Source organism: Sanguibacter sp. HDW7, assembly GCF_011300875.1.
GTDB lineage: Bacteria > Actinomycetota > Actinomycetes > Actinomycetales > Cellulomonadaceae > Flavimobilis.
Genome location: NZ_CP049862.1, coordinates 1264911 through 1281714, shown reverse-complemented (window position 1 = coordinate 1281714; position 16804 = coordinate 1264911). Strand labels below are relative to the sequence as shown.

The window sequence follows — 16804 nt, the reverse complement described above, 5'->3', positions numbered from 1 at the left end:
CGATCCGTGGACGGGGTGTCGTAGAGCCCTCCCTGTGGGCAGCCACGCCGGACGCGGCCCGGCGGGCCGCGCACCGTCAGATCGAGAGCTCGGGCCGAGCCAGCTCCTCGACGTTGACGTCCTTGAACGTCACCACGCGCACCGACTTCACGAAGCGCGCCGTGCGGTAGACGTCCCACACCCACGCGTCCGCGAGCGTCAGCTCGAAGTACACCTCTCCCGCGGCCGACCTCACCTGGAGGTCCACCTGGTTGGCGAGGTAGAACCGTCGCTCGGTCTCGACGACGTAGGAGAACAGGCTGACGACGTCCCGGTACTCCCGGTAGAGCGCCAGCTCCATGTCGGTCTCGTAGTTCTCGAGGTCTTCCGCACTCACGCGACCATCATCCCCCATCCGGGACGGCACCGGGCACCGCGTCGCGCGGCGGCAGGCTCCACGACCGACGGTGCTCGTCGCACGGACCGACGCGACGCAGCTCCGCGAGGTGGTCGGGCGAGCCGTAGCCCTTGTTCGACGCCCAGCCGAAGCCCGGGTGGCGGGTGTGAGCCTCCGCCATGAGGCGGTCGCGCGCCTGCTTCGCGAGCACGCTCGCCGCGGACACCGACGCGCAGCGCAGGTCGCCCTTGACGAGCGTCCGCACCTCGCGCACGACAGCGTCGTCCTCAGGGTCGTCGGCCGCGAAGAGGTCGTCCTGGCCCGCGGCCGTGAGCCAGTCGTGCGAGCCGTCGAGCAGCACCGCACGCACCGTCGGACCGGCGACCTGCGCGGCACGCAGCGCACGCAGACCTGCTGACCGCAGCGCAGCGACGATGCCGTGCGCGTCGATCTCTGCGGGCGAGGCATGCCCGACGCCCCACGCGAGCACCCAGCCCGCGACGGCAGGCTCGATGCGTGCGCGCGCGGACGGGCTTAGCAGCTTGGAGTCCGTGAGACCCGCCGGGAAGGGCTCGGCGAGAGTCGTCGTCGAGACGACCGCGCACCCCACCGTCACGGGCCCGGCGAGCGCGCCGCGCCCGACCTCGTCCATGCCCGCGACGACCTCGACGCCCTCCGCGAGCCACGCGGACTCGACGAGCGTGTCGGGCGGCTGCCTCACGGTGTCGGGGACGGCGCCGGGACGCCTGCGAAGACGTCGCCCGGGTTGCGCATGAACGCGATGCGGTCGATCGGCCACACCTTGGCGAACGCGACACCCACGACGTTGTCGAGCGGGACGAAGCCACCGCCAGCCTTGCCGCCGTTGTACCGCGAGTCGCCCGAGTGCTGCCGGTTGTCGCCGAGGACCCACAGCGAGTCCGCCGGCACCGTGACGTCGAACTCCGTCTGGCTCGGGATCGCCCCGGCCGCGAGGTATTCCGACTCGTCGATCGGGACGCCGTTGACCGAGACCAGGCCCGCGTCGGTGCAGCACGTCACGCGGTCGCCCGGGAGCCCGACGACCCGCTTGATGAGGTGCTCCCCCGCGTCCTGCGGCCGCAGACCGACGATCGTCAGCGGTGTGCTCAGCCACGACGGCATGTTGTCGGCACGGCTCACCGGCACGCCGTCGAGCCAGCCGCCAGGGTCCTTGAAGACGACGACGTCGCCGCGCGAGAGGTCGAACGGTCCCGGTGTGAGCTTCGAGACGAGCACGCGGTCACCTGCGACGAGCGTGTCCTCCATCGACTCCGACGGGATCATGAACGGCTGCACGAGGAACGTCTTGACGACGAACGACAGGACGAGCGCCGAGACGAGGATGATGACCGTCTCCTTGACCGCCGCGGAGAACCGCGACCGCCGGTGCATCGTCCCGCGTGGACGCATCTGCCCCGGGTCGTCGGGCGAGCCGTCGCCCGCGGGCGACTCGTGCGTGTCGTTCTCGTGGATCACGGGGTCCACTGTCGCACCCCGCGCCCCTCGAGGCACAACCGGGCCGCGGACCGGGCACGTCGCTCGACCCGGTCGCCCGGGCCACGGCCCAGCAACGGGAACGCCCGAGGGCGGGCGACCTGTCGGTCGCCCGCCCTCAGCGGTGCTGCGTGGGACTCAGGCCTTGGGGCCGAAGTCGCGCTTCTCCTTGATGCGCGCGGCCTTGCCGCGGAGCTTGCGGAGGTAGTAGAGCTTGGCGCGACGGACGTCACCGCGCGTGACGACCTCGATCGACTCGATGACGGGCGAGTTCACGGGGAACGTACGCTCGACGCCGACGCCGAAGGAGATCTTGCGGATCGTGAACGTCTCGCGGATGCCGCCGTTGCGACGCGAGATGACGACGCCCTGGAACGCCTGGACGCGCGAGCGGTTGCCCTCGACGACCTTGACGTTGACCTTGAGGGTGTCGCCGGCGCGGAACTCGGGGATGTCGGTGCGCAGCTGGGCTGCGTCGACGGAGTCAAGGATGTGCATGATTGCTCCTCGTCCTGCCACAGGTCAGGGACGTGATCGTGGGCCTGCGAAGGGCCCGTCGGTCCGAAAGGGTGGTGCGTGACGGGCGGACCCGTCCTGGCGTGAGGCGCTCCCCTGTGGCAGAGGCCGGCGCGCACCGACGTCCTATCCTGCCACATCGGGGCCTGTCGGCGGTAACCCGCCGGGCGCGGGCCCCACGTGCGTCGCGTCACGCGACGTCGCGCTACTCCCCCGCCGGACGCACGCCGTCGGGGTGCACCCACCAACCGAGGTCGCCGAGCGTCGCCCGGTCCTTCTTGTCAAGCCGAGCGGGGTCGAGCGCCGCGATCATGTCAGGTCGACGCTCCGCGGTGCGCGCGAGCGCCTGGTCGCGCCGCCAGCGGGCGACCTTGCCGTGGTGACCGCTCATGAGGACGTCGGGGATCACGAGACCCTCCCACTCGACGGGACGCGTGTAGACCGGGTACTCGAGGAGCCCCTCGGCCGAGTGCGACTCCTCGACGACCGACTCGGCGTTGCCGAGCACGCCCGGGATCAGCCTGGCGACGGCCTCGACCATGACGAGCGTCGCGACCTCGCCCCCGTTGAGGACGTAGTCGCCGATCGACGCCTCCTCGACGATAACGCCGCGCGCCCGGTGGTGCTCGGCGACGCGTGCGTCGATCCCCTCGTAGCGTCCGCACGCGAAGACGAGGTGCTCGCGCGTCGCCCAGTCCTCGGCGGTGCGCTGCGTGAACGTCGGCCCGGACGGCGTCGGGACGACGAGCGTCGCGCCCTCCGTGAGGACGTCGTCGAGCGCCGCACCCCACACGTCGGGGCGCATGACCATGCCGGCGCCGCCGCCCGCGGGCGTGTCGTCGACCGTGCGGTGACGGTCGTGGGCCCAGTCGCGCAGGTCGTGGACCCGCAGGTCGAGCAGGCCCGACGTGCGGGCCTTGCCGACGAGCGAGAGCTCGAGCGCGTCGAGGTAGGCGGGGAAGATCGAGACGACGTCGACGCGCACGCTCAGCGCTCCTCGTCGCTCGCGCGGTCGTCGGACGAGCCGGGCGTCGGCGGGACGACCTCGAGGTTCGCGACGTCGGACGCGAGCAGGCCGCCGGGGGGCGTGAGGACGACGCGGCCACCCGCGACGTCGACCGTCGGGACGATCGCGTGGACGAACGGCACGAGCGTCCGCTCGCCGCCCGTCTCGAGGACGACGAGCATGTCGTGGGCCGGCAGGTGCTCGAGGCCCTTGACGGTTCCGACGACGGTGCCGTCGGCGAGCTCGGCGCGCAGCCCGACGAGCTCGTGCGGGTACCACGCGTCCTCCTCGTCGGAGTCCTCTGCGTCGACGACGAGCTCGATGCCGCGAGCGTTCTCCGCAGCCGTGCGGTCGGGGATCTCGACGAACGCCGCGTACCAGCGATCGCCCGCAGTACGCGTGTACTCGATCGTGAGCGGGCCGGCCGAGGCGGGGACGGTCTCGAAGACCGTGCCGTCGGCGAGCCGCTCGTCGGGGATGTCGGTGCGGAGCTCGAGCGCGATCTCGCCACGCAGCCCGTGGGGCTTGCCGAGGCGGGCGACGGTGAGGCGCTGGCTGGTCATGGGGGCTCCGGTCGTCAGGTGGTGGGACGCGTCAGGCCCGGCCCTTGGAGGGCCGGGCCTGACGTGGTCGTGCTGGGGTCGCGCGTGCTCAGCGGCGGTCGACGTCGACGACGTCGACGCGCACAGGCTCGTCGGCGAGAGCGCCGACGACGGTGCGCAGAGCGCGCGCGGTGCGCCCGGAGCGTCCGATGACGCGACCGAGGTCGTCGGGGTGCACGCGCACCTCGAGCAGGTCGCCGCGGCGCGTGGCCTTGGCCTTGACCTGGACGTCGTCAGGGTTGTCCACGATGCCGCGGACGAGGTGCTCCAGGGCGTCGGCGAGCATCAGGCCTGCTCCTCCGAGGACTCCTCCGCGGGAGCCTCGTCGGCGGGGGCCTCGGCCGGGGCGGCGGCAGCAGCCTTGGCCTCGGCGGCCTTGGCCTTTACCTTCTCGGCCTGCTCGGCGGCGGCGGCGATCGCGGCGGCGGGGTCGACCTTGTCACCCTTGACGCGCAGCGTGCCCTCGGCACCCGGGAGGCCCTTGAACTTCTGCCAGTCACCCGTGATCTTGAGGAGGACGGCGACCTGCTCGGTCGGCTGTGCGCCGACGCTGAGCCAGTACTGCGCACGCTCCGAGTTGATCTCGATGAGCGAGGGCTCCTCGGTGGGGTGGTACTTGCCGATCTCCTCGATGACGCGACCGTCGCGCTTGGTGCGCGAGTCGGCGACGACGACACGGTAGAACGGGGCGCGCATCTTGCCGAAGCGCTTGAGGCGGATCTTGGTGGCCACTGTGTGGTCTCTCCTGGTTCGTGTATGGGCGGACCCTCGCGCACGCCGGTGGGGCCGGAGGTCGTGAGCGTCCAGGACGCGGCGTCGCACGGAGAGAGGGGCCGGGCACACCGAGTACAGCGCACCATTCTGCCAGATGCCCGGCGCTGCTCCAACCACTCGCCACGCACGTTCTGCGTGCGCCGCGTCACCCCTCCCCCTCCCGACGGATTGACGGGAAGGTGCGGGATCAGGACCCGGCGGGGCCGGGACCCTCAGCGGACGCGGCGGCCGCGGAGGACGACGGCGCTCGGCGCGGCGAGCACCGCGACGTCGTCCGCAGGGTCGGCCGGGAACACGACGACGTCGGCCTCCGCACCCTCGCCGAGCGGAGGCACACCGAGGTAGTCGCGTGTCCGCCAGCTCGCCGCAGCGAGGACGTCGGCCGCCGGGATGCCTGCCGCGGCAAGCTCGGCGCACTCGGCGGCGATGCGCCCGTGGCCGATCGTGCCACCTGCGTCCGTGCCGACGAGCAGCCGCACGCCCGCGTCGAAGAGGTCCCGCACGTGCTTGAACCGGCGCACGTGCATGCGGCGCATGTGGGCGGCATACACCGGGTAGCGGCCGTCGGCCTGCTGCGCGATCGCCTCGAAGCGCTCGATCTGCAGGAGCGTCGGCGTCACCGCGATCCCCCGCGCCGCGACCTCGTCGATCATCGACGCGGTGAGGCCCGTGCCGTGCTCGAGGCAGTCGACGCCCGCCGCGAGCAGCCCGGGCAGGGCCTCCTCGGCGAACGTGTGCGCAGTGACGCGCGCACCGGCCGCATGCGCCCGCGCGACGGCGTCCGCGAGGACGTCGTCGGGCCACAGCGGTCGCAGGTCGGCCGTCGCGCCCTCGGAGCGCTCGATCCAGTCGGCGACGATCTTCACCCATCCGTCGCCACTCGCGGCCTCCTCGGCCACGGCGTCGGGTAGCTCCCTCACGCCCGCGAGCTCGCGGCCGTAGTCACGCAGGTAGCGCTTGGGCAGCGCGAGATGCGCGCCGCAGCGCACGAGGCGCGGCAGGTCGGGCTCGTCGTGCACCCATGCCGTGTCGAGCGGCGAGCCCGCGTCCCGCACGAGCAGCACGCCGGCGTCGCGATCGGCGAGCGCCTGCGCGCGCGCCGCCGCCCGGTCGGTCGCTCCGGTCGACTCGAGACCCACGTGGCAGTGGACGTCGACGAGCCCTGGCACCGCCCAGCCCTCGACGCGCGTCGCGTCGCCGCGTGGCCGATCGAAGGTGAGACGACCGCCGACGACCCAGGCCTCGGCCCGCACGTCGTCGTCACCGAGCCGCACGGGCCCGGCGAGGTGGAGCGTCTCCACGCGGCTCACCTCCCCGTGCTGCGCGTCAGCCGCCGAGCAGCTTGCGCAGCTCGTCCATGTCCGGGGCCGCGTCCGACGCCGCACCGCCACCGCCGAGCCCGAACGCCGAGCCTGCGGCCGCCTGCGGCGCCTCGGCGATCCCGGCTTCCTGCTGGGCCCGCTTGGCCGGATTGCCCGAACGCGCCTTCTTGCGGGCCGGTGCCTGCGCGCGGCCCTTCGACTTCTTGCCGCCCATGCCCGGCAGGGCACCCATGCCGGGCATGCCCGCGCCACCGCCGCGTGCCATCTGCTTCATCATCTTCTGAGCGCCCTCGAAGCGCTCGAGCAGCTGGTTGACCGCCGACGCGGTCGTGCCCGCACCCTTGGCGATGCGTGCGCGCCGCGAGCCGTTGATGATCTTGTGGTTGCGGCGCTCACCCGGGGTCATCGACCGCACGATCGCCTCGACACGGTCGACCTCGCGCTCGTCGAAGTTGTCGAGCGCCTCACGCATCTGGCCCATGCCCGGCAGCATGCCGAGCATCTTCTTCATCGAGCCCATGTTGCGCATGGCCTGCATCTGGGAGAGGAAGTCCTCGAGAGTGAAGTCGTCGCCCTGCGCGAGCTTCGCCGCCATCTTCTCGGCCTGATCGGCGTCGAACGCCTTCTCGGCCTGCTCGATGAGCGTGAGGACGTCACCCATGTCGAGGATGCGCGACGCCATGCGGTCAGGGTGGAACGCCTCGAAGTCGGTGAGCTTCTCACCGGTCGACGCGAAGAGGATCGGGCGACCCGTCACGCGGGCGACCGAGAGCGCGGCACCGCCGCGCGCGTCGCCGTCGAGCTTCGAGAGGACGACACCCGTGAAGTCGACGCCCTCGGCGAACGCATTCGCCGTGGCGACCGCGTCCTGACCGATCATCGCGTCGATGACGAAGAGGACCTCGTCGGGCTGCGTCGCGTCACGGATGTCACGCGCCTGCGCCATGAGCTCTGTGTCGACGCCGAGGCGGCCGGCGGTGTCGATGATGACGACGTCGTGCTGGCGCGAGCGCGCCGTCTCGACGCCGGCGCGCGCGACGGCGACCGGGTCGCCCGTCGGGACCTCGTCCTCCCCCGCGACGCCCGGGTGCGGCGCGTACACGGGCGCGCCCGCTCGCTCGCCGACGACCTTGAGCTGGGTGACCGCGTTGGGACGCTGAAGGTCAGCCGCGACGAGGAGCGGCGTGTGGCCCTTCTCCTTGAGGTGGAGCGCGAGCTTGCCCGCGAGCGTCGTCTTGCCGGCGCCCTGGAGGCCCGCGAGCATGATGACCGTCGGCGGGTTCTTCGCGAGCGTGAGACCGCGCTGGCCCTCGCCGCCGAGGATCGCGACGAGCTCCTCGTTGACGATCTTCACGACCTGCTGCGCCGGGTTGAGCGCGCCCGAGACCTCGACGGACAGCGCCCGCTCGCGTACCGCGGCGGCGAACTCCCGCACGACGGGGACCGCGACGTCGGCGTCGAGGAGCGCGCGACGGATCTCGCGCACGGTCGCGTCGATGTCCGCCTCGGAGAGGCGTCCGCGCGAGCGGAGGTTCTTGAACGTCGACGTCAGGCGGTCGGACAGGGTGGCGAACACCGGGGCATCCCTCACGATCACGGGGCTGTAGGTCAGCCGCCAGCCTACCCGTCCATGGCCGCGAGTCCTCGCGCGGCGAGGTCGTCGACGAGACGGGCCCGCCACGCGGTCCAGCCGTGCGGACCGAGCGACGACGAGTCGGCCTCCGTGAGGGCCCGCAGGATCCGCAGCAGGTCGGGGCGCCCGGCGACGGCCTCGCACAGCTCGGCGACCGTCGCCGGGTCGTCCGGGTCCGCGCTCGTCGCAAGGCGCGCGAGCGTGAGGTGGTGGCGCACGAGAAGCGTGACGTCGCTGACCACGCCGTCGTCGACGCCGCAGCGGCCGAGGATCTGCGGCACCAGTGCAGCGCCCGCGACGGAGTGGTCCGCCGCGCCCGCCCGCTTGCCGATGTCGTGGAGGAACGTCGCGAGCAGCAGCGTGCGGCGCTCGTCGGGCGCGAGACCGTCGACGTGCCCGGCGCGCGCCGCGACCTCGACGAGGTGCCGGTCGACCGTGTGCCGGTGCGCGGGCGAGCGCTGCGGACGGTTGCGCACCCCCGCCCACTCGGGGATCCACGTCGTCACGACGCCCGCGAGGTCGAGCGCCTCCCACACGGGCACCTGCGCCTCCCGGCCGCCGAGCAGCGCGAGGAGGTGCTGTCGCGCGACGGCGGGCCAGGGTTCGGGCAGCGGAGGGCACGCGCGCAGGTTGCCCGCCGTGACGGGCGAGAGGGGCAGGCCGGTCCGCACCGAGGTCGCGGCCGCGCGCAACGGGAGCAGCGGGTCGCGCTCGGGCGCGGCGTCCACCGCGAGGACGAGCTCGCCGTCGAACTCGACGAGGCCGTCCGCGACGGCCCGCAGGCGCGGCGCGACGCGCCGACCCCGGACGACGCGCGGTCCCAGCACGACCGTCCGCGTGAGTGCGTGACGCGCACGGCGCGCAGTCGTCTCGAGCGCCGCCGTCACGGTGCGGCCCGCCTCCGCGAGGCCCGCGAGCAGCTCGTCGGTCGCGGCGAGGGCGGCGTCGTCCGAGTCGGGCGAGGCACGCTCCGCGCGAGCGTCGTCGCCCATGGCACCGCTCTCCCCCGGCGCGAGCCCCAGGACCCGCGCGACCTCGGCCTGGTCGGCCTTGAGCAGCAGGTTCGTCGGGCGACCCGTGACGGACGCGAGCGCGTCACGCACCGTGAGCAGGTGCCCGAGCGCAGCGTCGACGTCGCCGTGCGGCCGGTCCGTGAGCCACGAAGCGGCGAGCGCCGCGAGGACCGTCGCGTCCCGTAGCCCGCCGCGCGCCTCCTTGAGGTCTGGCTCGACGAGGTACGCGAGCTCACCCTTTCGCTCGGCCCGCTCGCCCACCGACGCGAGCAGCTCGGGCAGACGGCGCCGCGCCGCGCCGCGCCAGTCCGCGAGGACAGCGGACGCGGCCCGCGCGGTGAGAGTCGCGTCCCCCGCGGCGTGCCGGGTGTCGAGGAGCCCGACGACCGCGGGCACGTCGCTCGTCGCCACGCGGCGGCACTGCGCGAGCGAACGCACCGCATGGTCGATCTCGAGCCCCGCGTCCCAGAGCGGGTACCAGAGCCGCTCGGCGACGCGCCGCACCCGGTCGGCGTCGCGGCTGCGGCCCTCGTGGAGCAGCACGAGGTCGAGGTCCGAGCACGGCCCCGTGTGGCCGCGCGCGAGCGACCCGACGACCGCGAGGGCGAGCCCCTCACCGTCGTCGCCGTCGAGCACCTCGTCCCACAGCCCCGCGAGGAGCGTGAGCGTCACGTCCGTCGCGCGCTCCCGCAGCGCCGCCGAGGCGGTGTCCGTGAGCGGGGCCGGGGACGAACGCCACAGGTCGAGCCGGAAGGACCGCAGGTCCCGCACCCCGGCGGGGTGCGGGACCTGCTGCCCCGGGCCGACCTCACACGGCGTGAGGTCGTCGGGCACGGTCGCTCCTCTCAGAGGGCGTCGGAGCCGGACTCACCGGTCCGGACGCGGACGACGTCCTCGACCGGCACGACCCACACCTTGCCGTCGCCGATCCGGCCCGTCTGGGCCGCGCCGACGATCGCCTCGACGACGGCCGCAGCCACGGCGTCGTCGACGACGAGCTCGACACGGATCTTCGGCACGAGGTCGACCGTGTACTCCGCACCGCGGTAGACCTCGGTGTGGCCCTTCTGCCGGCCGTAGCCGCTCGCCTCGCTCACGGTCATGCCGCGTACCCCTGCGGCCTCGATGGCCTTCTTCACCTCGTCGAGGCGGTGGGGCTGGATGACTCCGGTGATGAGCTTCATGTTTCTCACGCCTCTCGGATGACTCGGCCGGAGCCGATCGTCTCGTATGCCTGCTCGCCGTGCTCGGCGAGGTCGATTCCCCCGACCTCGGCCTCCTCGGAGACCCTCCAGCCGATCATCTTCTTGATGCCGAACCCGAGGACTCCGGTGACGACGCCAGAGACGAGGATGGCGACGAGCGCGATGACCACCTGGACGACGAGGAGCTTGACGCCGTCGCCGAAGAACAGGCCGCCCTCGGAGGCGAGGAACCCGATGCCGACGGTGCCGACGAGGCCACCGACGAGGTGGACGCCGACGACGTCGAGCGAGTCGTCGAAGCCGAGGCGGTACTTGATCCCGACGGCCATCGCGCAGCAGGCGCCGGCGATCGCGCCGAGGACGAGCGACGTGACCGGGTTGAGCACGCCGGCGGCCGGCGTGATCGCGACGAGGCCGGCCACGATGCCTGACGCGGCACCGAGCGAGGTCGCGTGACCGTCGCGGATCTTCTCGACGAGCAGCCAGGCGAGGATCGCCGCGGCCGTGGCCGACGTCGTGTTGACCCAGGCGAGGCCCGCGGCACCGTCGGCCGCGAAGGCCGAGCCCGCGTTGAAGCCGAACCAGCCGAACCACAGCAGCGCCGCGCCGAGCATGACGAACGGGAGGTTGTGCGGGCGCATCGGCTCGGTGCCGAAGCCCTTGCGCTTGCCGATGATGAGCGCCAGGACGAGGCCCGCGACACCGGCGTTGATGTGGACGACCGTGCCGCCCGCGAAGTCGACCGGGGCTACCGCGGCCGCGCCGTCGACGACGCCGAAGATCTTCGCGGCGATGCCGTCCTCAGAGCCGGACAGGAGGCCACCGCCCCACACCATGTGGGCCATCGGGAAGTACGCGAGCGTCACCCAGAGCGGCACGAAGACCATCCACGAGCCGAACTTCACGCGGTCGGCGATCGCACCCGAGATGAGCGCGGTCGTGATGATCGCGAACGTCACCTGGAAGGCGACGTCGATGACCTGCGGGTAGTTCCCGACCCCCGCGATCCACTCGCCGTTCGCGTCCTGCAGGGTCCCGACGAGACCGAACTGGTCGAACGGGTTGCCGAACAGGCCGAGCACGGACGAGCCGTACGACATCGACCAGCCCCACAGGACGTAGATGACGCCGATGACGGCCATCGCCCCGAACGACATCATCATCATGTTGAGCACGGACCTGCTCCGGACCATGCCTCCGTAGAAGAAGGCAAGACCGGGCGTCATGAGCAGCACGAGGGACGCTGACATCAGCATCCAGGCGGCCGCTCCGGTGTCGAATTCCATGACGTTCTCCCATCGCCAGCCCCTCGGCCGGCCCGGGACCTACATTCGTGCGCGCACGTTTCGACGGCGGGCGGGCGATGTTCCAGACGTGTGACACTCGGTGCCCGCGCGTGAACATCATGTTTCACGCCGCTCGATATGCGTTAAAGATCCGTTGTGGATGGGAGCGCTGCCTCACGTGCGTCGCAGACGACGAAGGGCCGCGACCTCGCAGGTCGCGGCCCTTCGTGCTGCCCACGGGGCGTCAGTCGCCGAGCAGCCCGTCGACGAACGCCTCGGGCTCGAACGGTGCGAGATCGTCCGGGCCCTCGCCGAGGCCGACGAGCTTGACCGGGACGCCGAGCTCGCGCTGCACCGCGACGACGATGCCACCCTTCGCGGTGCCGTCGAGCTTCGTGAGCACGATGCCCGTGACGCCCGCGACCTCGCCGAAGACGCGGGCCTGCATGAGGCCGTTCTGACCCGTCGTCGCATCGAGCACGAGAAGGACCTCGCGCAGCGGGGCCTCCTTCTCGATGACCCGACGGATCTTGCCGAGCTCGTCCATGAGCCCCGACTTGTTCTGGAGGCGGCCGGCGGTGTCGACGAGCACGACGTCGACGCCGTCGGTGCGCCCGCGCCGCACGGCGTCGAACGCGACGGCGGCGGGGTCCGCGCCGTCCTTGTCCGAGCGCACGACGGGCACGCCGACACGCGATCCCCACGTCTCGAGCTGGTCGGCCGCGGCCGCGCGGAACGTGTCCGCCGCACCCAGGACGACCTCGGACCCCTCGGCCACGAGGACGCGCGCGAGCTTGCCGACCGTCGTCGTCTTGCCCGTGCCGTTCACGCCGACGACGAGCACGACCGACGGCACGCGCGCACCGTCCTCGCCGAGGGTCGGGTCGGTCGCCAGCGACCGGTCGAGGCTCGGGTCCACGAGGTCGAGCAGCGCGGTGCGCAGCATCGCGCGCACCTGCGCAGGGTCGGAGACGCCGTAGACGCGGACCTGCGTGCGCAGCGCGTCGATGAGCTCGGCCGACGGGCCCGCGCCGACGTCGGCGAGCAGGAGCGTCTCCTCGAGCTCGTCCCAGTCGTCCTCGGAGAGGTGGTCGCGCGAGAGGACCGCGAGCAGGCGCGCGCCGAGCGGCGAGCCCGAGCGTGCGAGCCGCGCCCGCAGACGGGCGAGGCGGCCCGTGACGGGCTCGGGGACGTCGAGGGCGGGCGCCTCGACCTCGGCCGAGGCCTCGGGAAGCGTCGGCACGGTGTCGACAGGGGCAGTCTCGGCGTCGGTGTCGGTCGCCTCGGGCGTCGTCGGTGCGGGCCGCTCAGCGGGTCGGGGCTCCTGCGGACGACGCGAGAGTCGGGGGGCGAGCAGCGCGGCACCGCCGGCAAGGCCGAGGAGCACGACGCCGAGGACGATCCAGATCCAGAAGTTCTCGGGCATGGCCCTAGTCTCTCAGGTCGAGCCGGGTGGCTGCGCGGCGCTCCGCGCGCCGGATCAGCTCGCGCGGGACGTCGTGCGCGAGGCCGCGGCCTTCGCCGCGGTCGCGGCGCGCCCGACGCGGTCGACGAGGACCTCGGCGTCGAGATACCCCGTACCAGGCGTGACGTTCGCGGCGAAGAAGTCGTCCAGCGACGTCTCGACCGGCTCGGCGCTCACGACGCGCTCGAGCTCGTCGCTCGCGGCGGGCGTCGTCAACGGGCGCCGGCGGCGCACGACGTCCCACGCGCGGCGCGTGTCCTGGCGCAGACCGCGCGCACCACGTCCCGTGCCGAAGCGCTCGGTCGTCAGGAAGGCGGCTGCAGCGATGACGAGAGCTGCTGCAGCAAGGGCGACGACGAAGGTGAGGATGTACTCGGGCACCACTCTATTGTGGGACGACTTTGCGGCCCGGGCCCGTGCGCGCGCCCCGTTGCCCGCGACCCGCACAGGATCTCCACGGCCGGACGACCGCGCCCGCACGCGCCGTCCCTCAGGCCACGTCCTCCCGCAGCCGCTGGCTCACGACGGTCGTCACACCGTCGCGCATCGTCACGCCGTAGAGCGCGTCCGCGATCTCCATCGTGCGCTTCTGGTGCGTGACGACGATGAGCTGGGAGTCCTCCTGCAGCTCACGGAAGACCTCGAGGAGGCGGCCGAGGTTCGTGTCGTCGAGCGCGGCCTCGACCTCGTCCATGACATAGAACGGGCTCGGCCGCGCCTTGAAGATCGCGACGAGCAGCGCGACCGCCGTGAGGGAACGCTCGCCACCCGAGAGCAGCGAGAGCCGCTTGACCTTCTTGCCCGCGGGGCGCGCCTCGACCTCGAGGCCCGTCGTCAGCATGTTCTCCGGGTCCGTGAGGACAAGGCGCCCCTCGCCGCCCGGGAACATCCGAGCGAAGACGCGCTCGAACTGCGCGGCGGTGTCGCGGAACGCGTCGGCGAAGACGCGCTCGACGCGATCGTCGATCTCCTTGACGATCTGCAGCAGGTCGGCGCGCGAGCGCTTGAGGTCATCGAGCTGCTCGACGAGGAAGCGGTGACGCTCCTCGAGCGCGGCGAACTCCTCGAGGGCAAGAGGATTGACGCGGCCGAGGCGCGCGAGGTCTCGCTCGGCGCGTGCGAGACGCTTCTCCTGCTCGGTGCGCACGTAGGGCCGCGTCACGGGGGTGCCGTCCTCGTCGACCTCGGGCGTGCCGTCCTCGGCGAGCGCGGGCACGGGCCGGTCAGGGCCGTGCTCGTCGACGAGGACCTCGGGGTCGAGGCCGAGCTCGGCGACGGCGCGCTCGTGGAGCTGCTCGATGCGCAGGAGCTGCTGGGCGCGGGCGAGCTCGTCGCGGTGCGCGACGTCGGTGAGATCGCGCAGGCGACCCGCGTGGGACTCGACGCGGGCGCGGACCTCGGCAAGACGGCCGTCGCGCGCGGTGCGCTCGGCCTCGGCCTGCTCGCGGGCGACGGTCGCGGCCGCGAGCGACTCCTCGGCCGTGCGGACTGCGAGGGCTGCACCCGTCGCGACGGCCTGCGCGCGCGACGCCTGCGCGGCCCGACGGGCGGCACGTCGCTGAGCCTTCTCGGCGGCCTGCCGCTCGGCAGCCGCCGCTCGGTCGAGCGAGGCGGCACGGCCCGCGAGGGCGCGGGCGCGCTCCTCGCTCGTGCGCAGCGTGAGGCGGGCCTCGGTCTCGGCGGCCCGCGCCTCGGTCGCGCGCTGCTGGGCGGCGTCGCGGGCGGCGGTCGCCTCGGCGACAGCCTCCTCGGAGTCGGCAGGCTCGGCCTCGGCGACCTCGAGGCGTGCAGCGAGCTCGGCGTGCTCGGCCTGCTCGGCGACGAGCGCGGCCTGCGCCTGCTCGAGAGCGGCCCCCGCCCGGTCGGCCTCGGCCTGCGCGGCACGGACACCCGCGCCGAGATGACCGAGCCGCTCGGCGATCGCGGCGATCGCGGCGTCGGACTCGTGGAGCCGGTCGAGCGCCTCCTCGTGGACGTCGGACGCCTCGGCCTCGCGGGCCGCGGCGGTCTCGATCCGCGCGGCGAGGTCCGTCTCGCGCCGCTCCGCGTCCGCGAGCGCGGCCCGCGACGCGTCGAGCGCAGCCTGGAGATGGAGGACGGACGGCGCGGCGGCCGAGCCGCCGTGCGCGCGGACAGCGCCAAGGACGTCGCCCGCGCGCGTCACCGCGGTGAGCGCGGGGTGCGCGGTGACAAGGGTGCGCGCGGCGACGAGGTCGTCGACGACGACGTGGCCCGCGAGCAGCGTGCGAACGGCGCCAGCGAGGGCAGCGGACGTCGTGACGACGTCGGCGAGCAGGACGGAGCCGTCGGGCACGGTCGGACCCTCAGGAGCATCGACGCCCGCGACGACGAGGCTCGCGCGGCCGGCGTCGTCGGTGCGCAGCCAGCGCACGACGTCGACCGCTCCCCCGACCGAGCCGACAGCGAGCGCGTCAGCAACAGGCCCGAGCGCGGCCGCGACGGCCTCCTCGTAGCCGGGCTCGACCGTGAGGAGCGCCGCAAGGGAGCCGAGAACCTCGGCGAGCGCCACGTCGTCGGACGCGAGCACCGCGCCGACCGCGTCCTTGCGGTCGAGGCTCAGCTCGAGCGTCTCGGTGCGAGCACGCGCCGTCACGGCGTCCTGGCGTGCCGTCGCTAGCCGCTCGCGCAGGTCCGTGAGCGTCGCGCGCGCAGCCTCGAGCACCTCGAGCGCGGCCTCGTGCGCCGCGTCGAGCCCTTCCTCGCCCTCCTCGACGTCCTCGACCTCGGTCTCGAGGAGGCCGAGCTCACCCGCGGCGGCCTCGCCGCGCGCCCTGGCGGCGTCGGCCGCCTCGCGCAGCCGCTCGATCTCCGCGGCGCGTGCCTCCGCGCGCGAACGCTTCGCGGCAACCTGCCCGGCGAGCCGGGCGAGCCCCTCGCGACGGTCGGCCGCTCCCCGAAGGAGCGTCGCGACGGCCCGCTCGGCGTCCTTCGCGGCCGTCTCCGCGACGGTGCGCGCCTCGAGTGCAGCGTCGAGCGTCGCGCGCGCCGCCTCGACCTCGGCCTGCAGCTCCGCCTCCGACGCGCGCACACGCTCTGCCTGCTCCTCGAGCACACGCGGGTCCGAGCGCTGCTCGGCGGGCTCAGGCGCCCCGAGGAGTCGCACGCGCTCCGTCGCGAGCTGCTGCGTGCCGCGCAGCCGCTCGCGCAACGACGAGAGCCGGTACCAGGTCTCCGCGATCTCCGTGAGGCGCGGCGCGGCCTCGGCCGCGGCAGCCTCGAGCGCCGCGAGCTCGCTTCGCGCCTCGGCGAGCTCCCGCTCGACGCGCTCCGTCTCGGCGCGCAGCGCCGTCTCGTCGGCCTTCTCCTGCTCGAGCGTCGAGGTGAGCTGGACGAGGTCGTCCGCGAGGAGCCTCGCACGCGCATCACGCACGTCCGCCTGCACCGCCTGGGCACGCCGTGCGACCTCCGCCTGCTTTCCGAGGGGGCCCAGCTGCCGCCGGATCTCCGTCGTGAGGTCGCCGAGACGCACGAGGTTGCCCTGCATCGAGTCGAGCTTGCGGAGCGCCTTCTCCTTGCGCTTGCGGTGCTTGAGGACGCCCGCGGCCTCCTCGATGAACCCGCGACGCTCCTCCGGGGTCGCCCGCAGCACCGAGTCGAGGCGACCCTGCCCGACGATGACGTGCATCTCGCGGCCGAGGCCAGAGTCCGAGAGGAGCTCCTGGATGTCGAGCAGCCGGCACTGCGCACCGTTGATCTGGTACTCGGACCCGCCGTTGCGGAAGAGGGTGCGGGTGATCGTCACCTCGGAGTACTCGATCGGCAGGGCACCGTCGGAGTTGTCGATCGTCAACGACACCTCGGCGCGACCGAGCGGCGGACGGCCCGACGTCCCCGCAAAGATGACGTCCTCCATCTTGCCGCCACGCAGGGTCTTGGCGCCCTGCTCCCCCATGACCCACGCGAGGGCATCGACGACGTTGGACTTGCCCGAGCCGTTGGGCCCGACGACGCACGTGACACCGGGCTCGAGGCTCAGCGTCGTCGCTGACGCGAAGCTCTTGAACCCGCGCAGGGTGAGCGTCTTGAGGTGCACGGGGACGAGCCTATCGGCGCATGCAGCAAGAAAGGCT

General features: G+C 73.2%; 16 protein-coding genes. All 16 read right to left on the bottom strand.

The genetic code is table 11. The features are described 5' to 3' along the window. Positions 1-76: 76 nt before the first annotated feature. The 16 genes from G7063_RS06000 to smc all read right to left on the bottom strand — a co-directional run bounded on the left by G7063_RS06000 (position 77) and on the right by smc (position 16767). A complete protein-coding gene (locus G7063_RS06000) occupies positions 77-376 on the bottom strand; it encodes a DUF2469 domain-containing protein (protein WP_102509007.1) in 300 nt (99 codons plus the stop codon). A gap of 7 nt (positions 377-383) precedes the next feature. Further along, a complete protein-coding gene (locus tag G7063_RS05995; protein ID WP_240916203.1) occupies positions 384-1097 on the bottom strand; it encodes a ribonuclease HII in 714 nt (237 codons plus the stop codon). Continuing rightward, positions 1094-1873: a signal peptidase I gene (lepB, locus tag G7063_RS05990; protein WP_370520736.1), complete on the bottom strand. Its 780-nt coding sequence runs from the start codon at positions 1871-1873 to the stop codon at positions 1094-1096. The genes G7063_RS05995 and lepB overlap by 4 nt, the downstream gene beginning before the upstream one ends. 156 nt (positions 1874-2029) lie before the next feature. Continuing rightward, positions 2030-2389, bottom strand: a complete 360-nt coding sequence (rplS, locus tag G7063_RS05985) for a 50S ribosomal protein L19 (protein WP_166413587.1) — start codon at positions 2387-2389, stop codon at positions 2030-2032. 223 nt (positions 2390-2612) lie between these two features. Further along, the gene (trmD, locus tag G7063_RS05980; protein ID WP_166413586.1) at positions 2613-3392 is read right to left on the bottom strand and encodes a tRNA (guanosine(37)-N1)-methyltransferase TrmD; all 780 of its coding nucleotides are present in this window, start codon (positions 3390-3392) and stop codon (positions 2613-2615) included. A gap of 2 nt (positions 3393-3394) precedes the next feature. Beyond that, entirely contained in the window at positions 3395-3976 is a 582-nt protein-coding gene (rimM, locus tag G7063_RS05975; RefSeq protein WP_166413585.1) for a ribosome maturation factor RimM, read from the bottom strand. An 88-nt stretch (positions 3977-4064) separates the two neighbouring features. Continuing rightward, the gene (locus G7063_RS05970; protein WP_102509011.1) at positions 4065-4301 is read right to left on the bottom strand and encodes an RNA-binding protein; all 237 of its coding nucleotides are present in this window, start codon (positions 4299-4301) and stop codon (positions 4065-4067) included. Further along, positions 4301-4747, bottom strand: a complete 447-nt coding sequence (rpsP, locus tag G7063_RS05965; RefSeq protein WP_166413584.1) for a 30S ribosomal protein S16 — start codon at positions 4745-4747, stop codon at positions 4301-4303. Before rpsP ends, G7063_RS05970 begins: the two co-directional genes overlap by 1 nt. Before the next feature lie 254 nt (positions 4748-5001). Next, a complete protein-coding gene (locus tag G7063_RS05960; protein WP_166413583.1) occupies positions 5002-6099 on the bottom strand; it encodes an amidohydrolase family protein in 1098 nt (365 codons plus the stop codon). 16 nt (positions 6100-6115) lie between these two features. After that, positions 6116-7687, bottom strand: a complete 1572-nt coding sequence (gene ffh, locus G7063_RS05955; protein WP_166413582.1) for a signal recognition particle protein — start codon at positions 7685-7687, stop codon at positions 6116-6118. Between the two features lie 44 nt (positions 7688-7731). Beyond that, positions 7732-9591, bottom strand: coding sequence for an HD domain-containing protein (locus tag G7063_RS05950; protein WP_166413581.1), 1860 nt, complete (start codon positions 9589-9591; stop codon positions 7732-7734). 11 nt (positions 9592-9602) lie between these two features. Continuing rightward, positions 9603-9941, bottom strand: coding sequence for a P-II family nitrogen regulator (locus G7063_RS05945; RefSeq protein ID WP_166413580.1), 339 nt, complete (start codon positions 9939-9941; stop codon positions 9603-9605). Between the two features lie 5 nt (positions 9942-9946). Next, positions 9947-11248 (bottom strand): ammonium transporter, encoded by a 1302-nt coding sequence (locus G7063_RS05940; RefSeq protein WP_166413579.1) that lies wholly within the window; start codon positions 11246-11248, stop codon positions 9947-9949. Between the two features lie 244 nt (positions 11249-11492). After that, positions 11493-12674 carry a signal recognition particle-docking protein FtsY gene (gene ftsY / locus G7063_RS05935; protein ID WP_166413578.1) on the bottom strand — a complete coding sequence of 394 codons (1182 nt, stop codon included), beginning with the start codon at positions 12672-12674 and terminating at the stop codon, positions 11493-11495. 54 nt (positions 12675-12728) lie between these two features. Further along, complete coding sequence (locus tag G7063_RS05930; protein ID WP_166413577.1) at positions 12729-13094, bottom strand: hypothetical protein; 366 nt, start codon at positions 13092-13094, stop codon at positions 12729-12731. 109 nt (positions 13095-13203) lie between these two features. Continuing rightward, positions 13204-16767 (bottom strand): chromosome segregation protein SMC, encoded by a 3564-nt coding sequence (gene smc / locus G7063_RS05925; protein WP_166413576.1) that lies wholly within the window; start codon positions 16765-16767, stop codon positions 13204-13206. Positions 16768-16804 lie beyond the last annotated feature (37 nt).

What these genes read in the sequence shown, in the direction of transcription:
- rplS (WP_166413587.1), bottom strand. Translation starts at nt 2,389, where the DNA reads ATGCACATCCTTGACTCCGTCGACGCAGCCCAGCTGCGCACCGACATC.
- ftsY (WP_166413578.1), bottom strand. Translation starts at nt 12,674, where the DNA reads ATGCCCGAGAACTTCTGGATCTGGATCGTCCTCGGCGTCGTGCTCCTC.
- rimM (WP_166413585.1), bottom strand. Translation starts at nt 3,976, where the DNA reads ATGACCAGCCAGCGCCTCACCGTCGCCCGCCTCGGCAAGCCCCACGGG.
- G7063_RS05940 (WP_166413579.1), bottom strand. Translation starts at nt 11,248, where the DNA reads ATGGAATTCGACACCGGAGCGGCCGCCTGGATGCTGATGTCAGCGTCC.
- G7063_RS05945 (WP_166413580.1), bottom strand. Translation starts at nt 9,941, where the DNA reads ATGAAGCTCATCACCGGAGTCATCCAGCCCCACCGCCTCGACGAGGTG.
- G7063_RS05970 (WP_102509011.1), bottom strand. Translation starts at nt 4,301, where the DNA reads ATGCTCGCCGACGCCCTGGAGCACCTCGTCCGCGGCATCGTGGACAAC.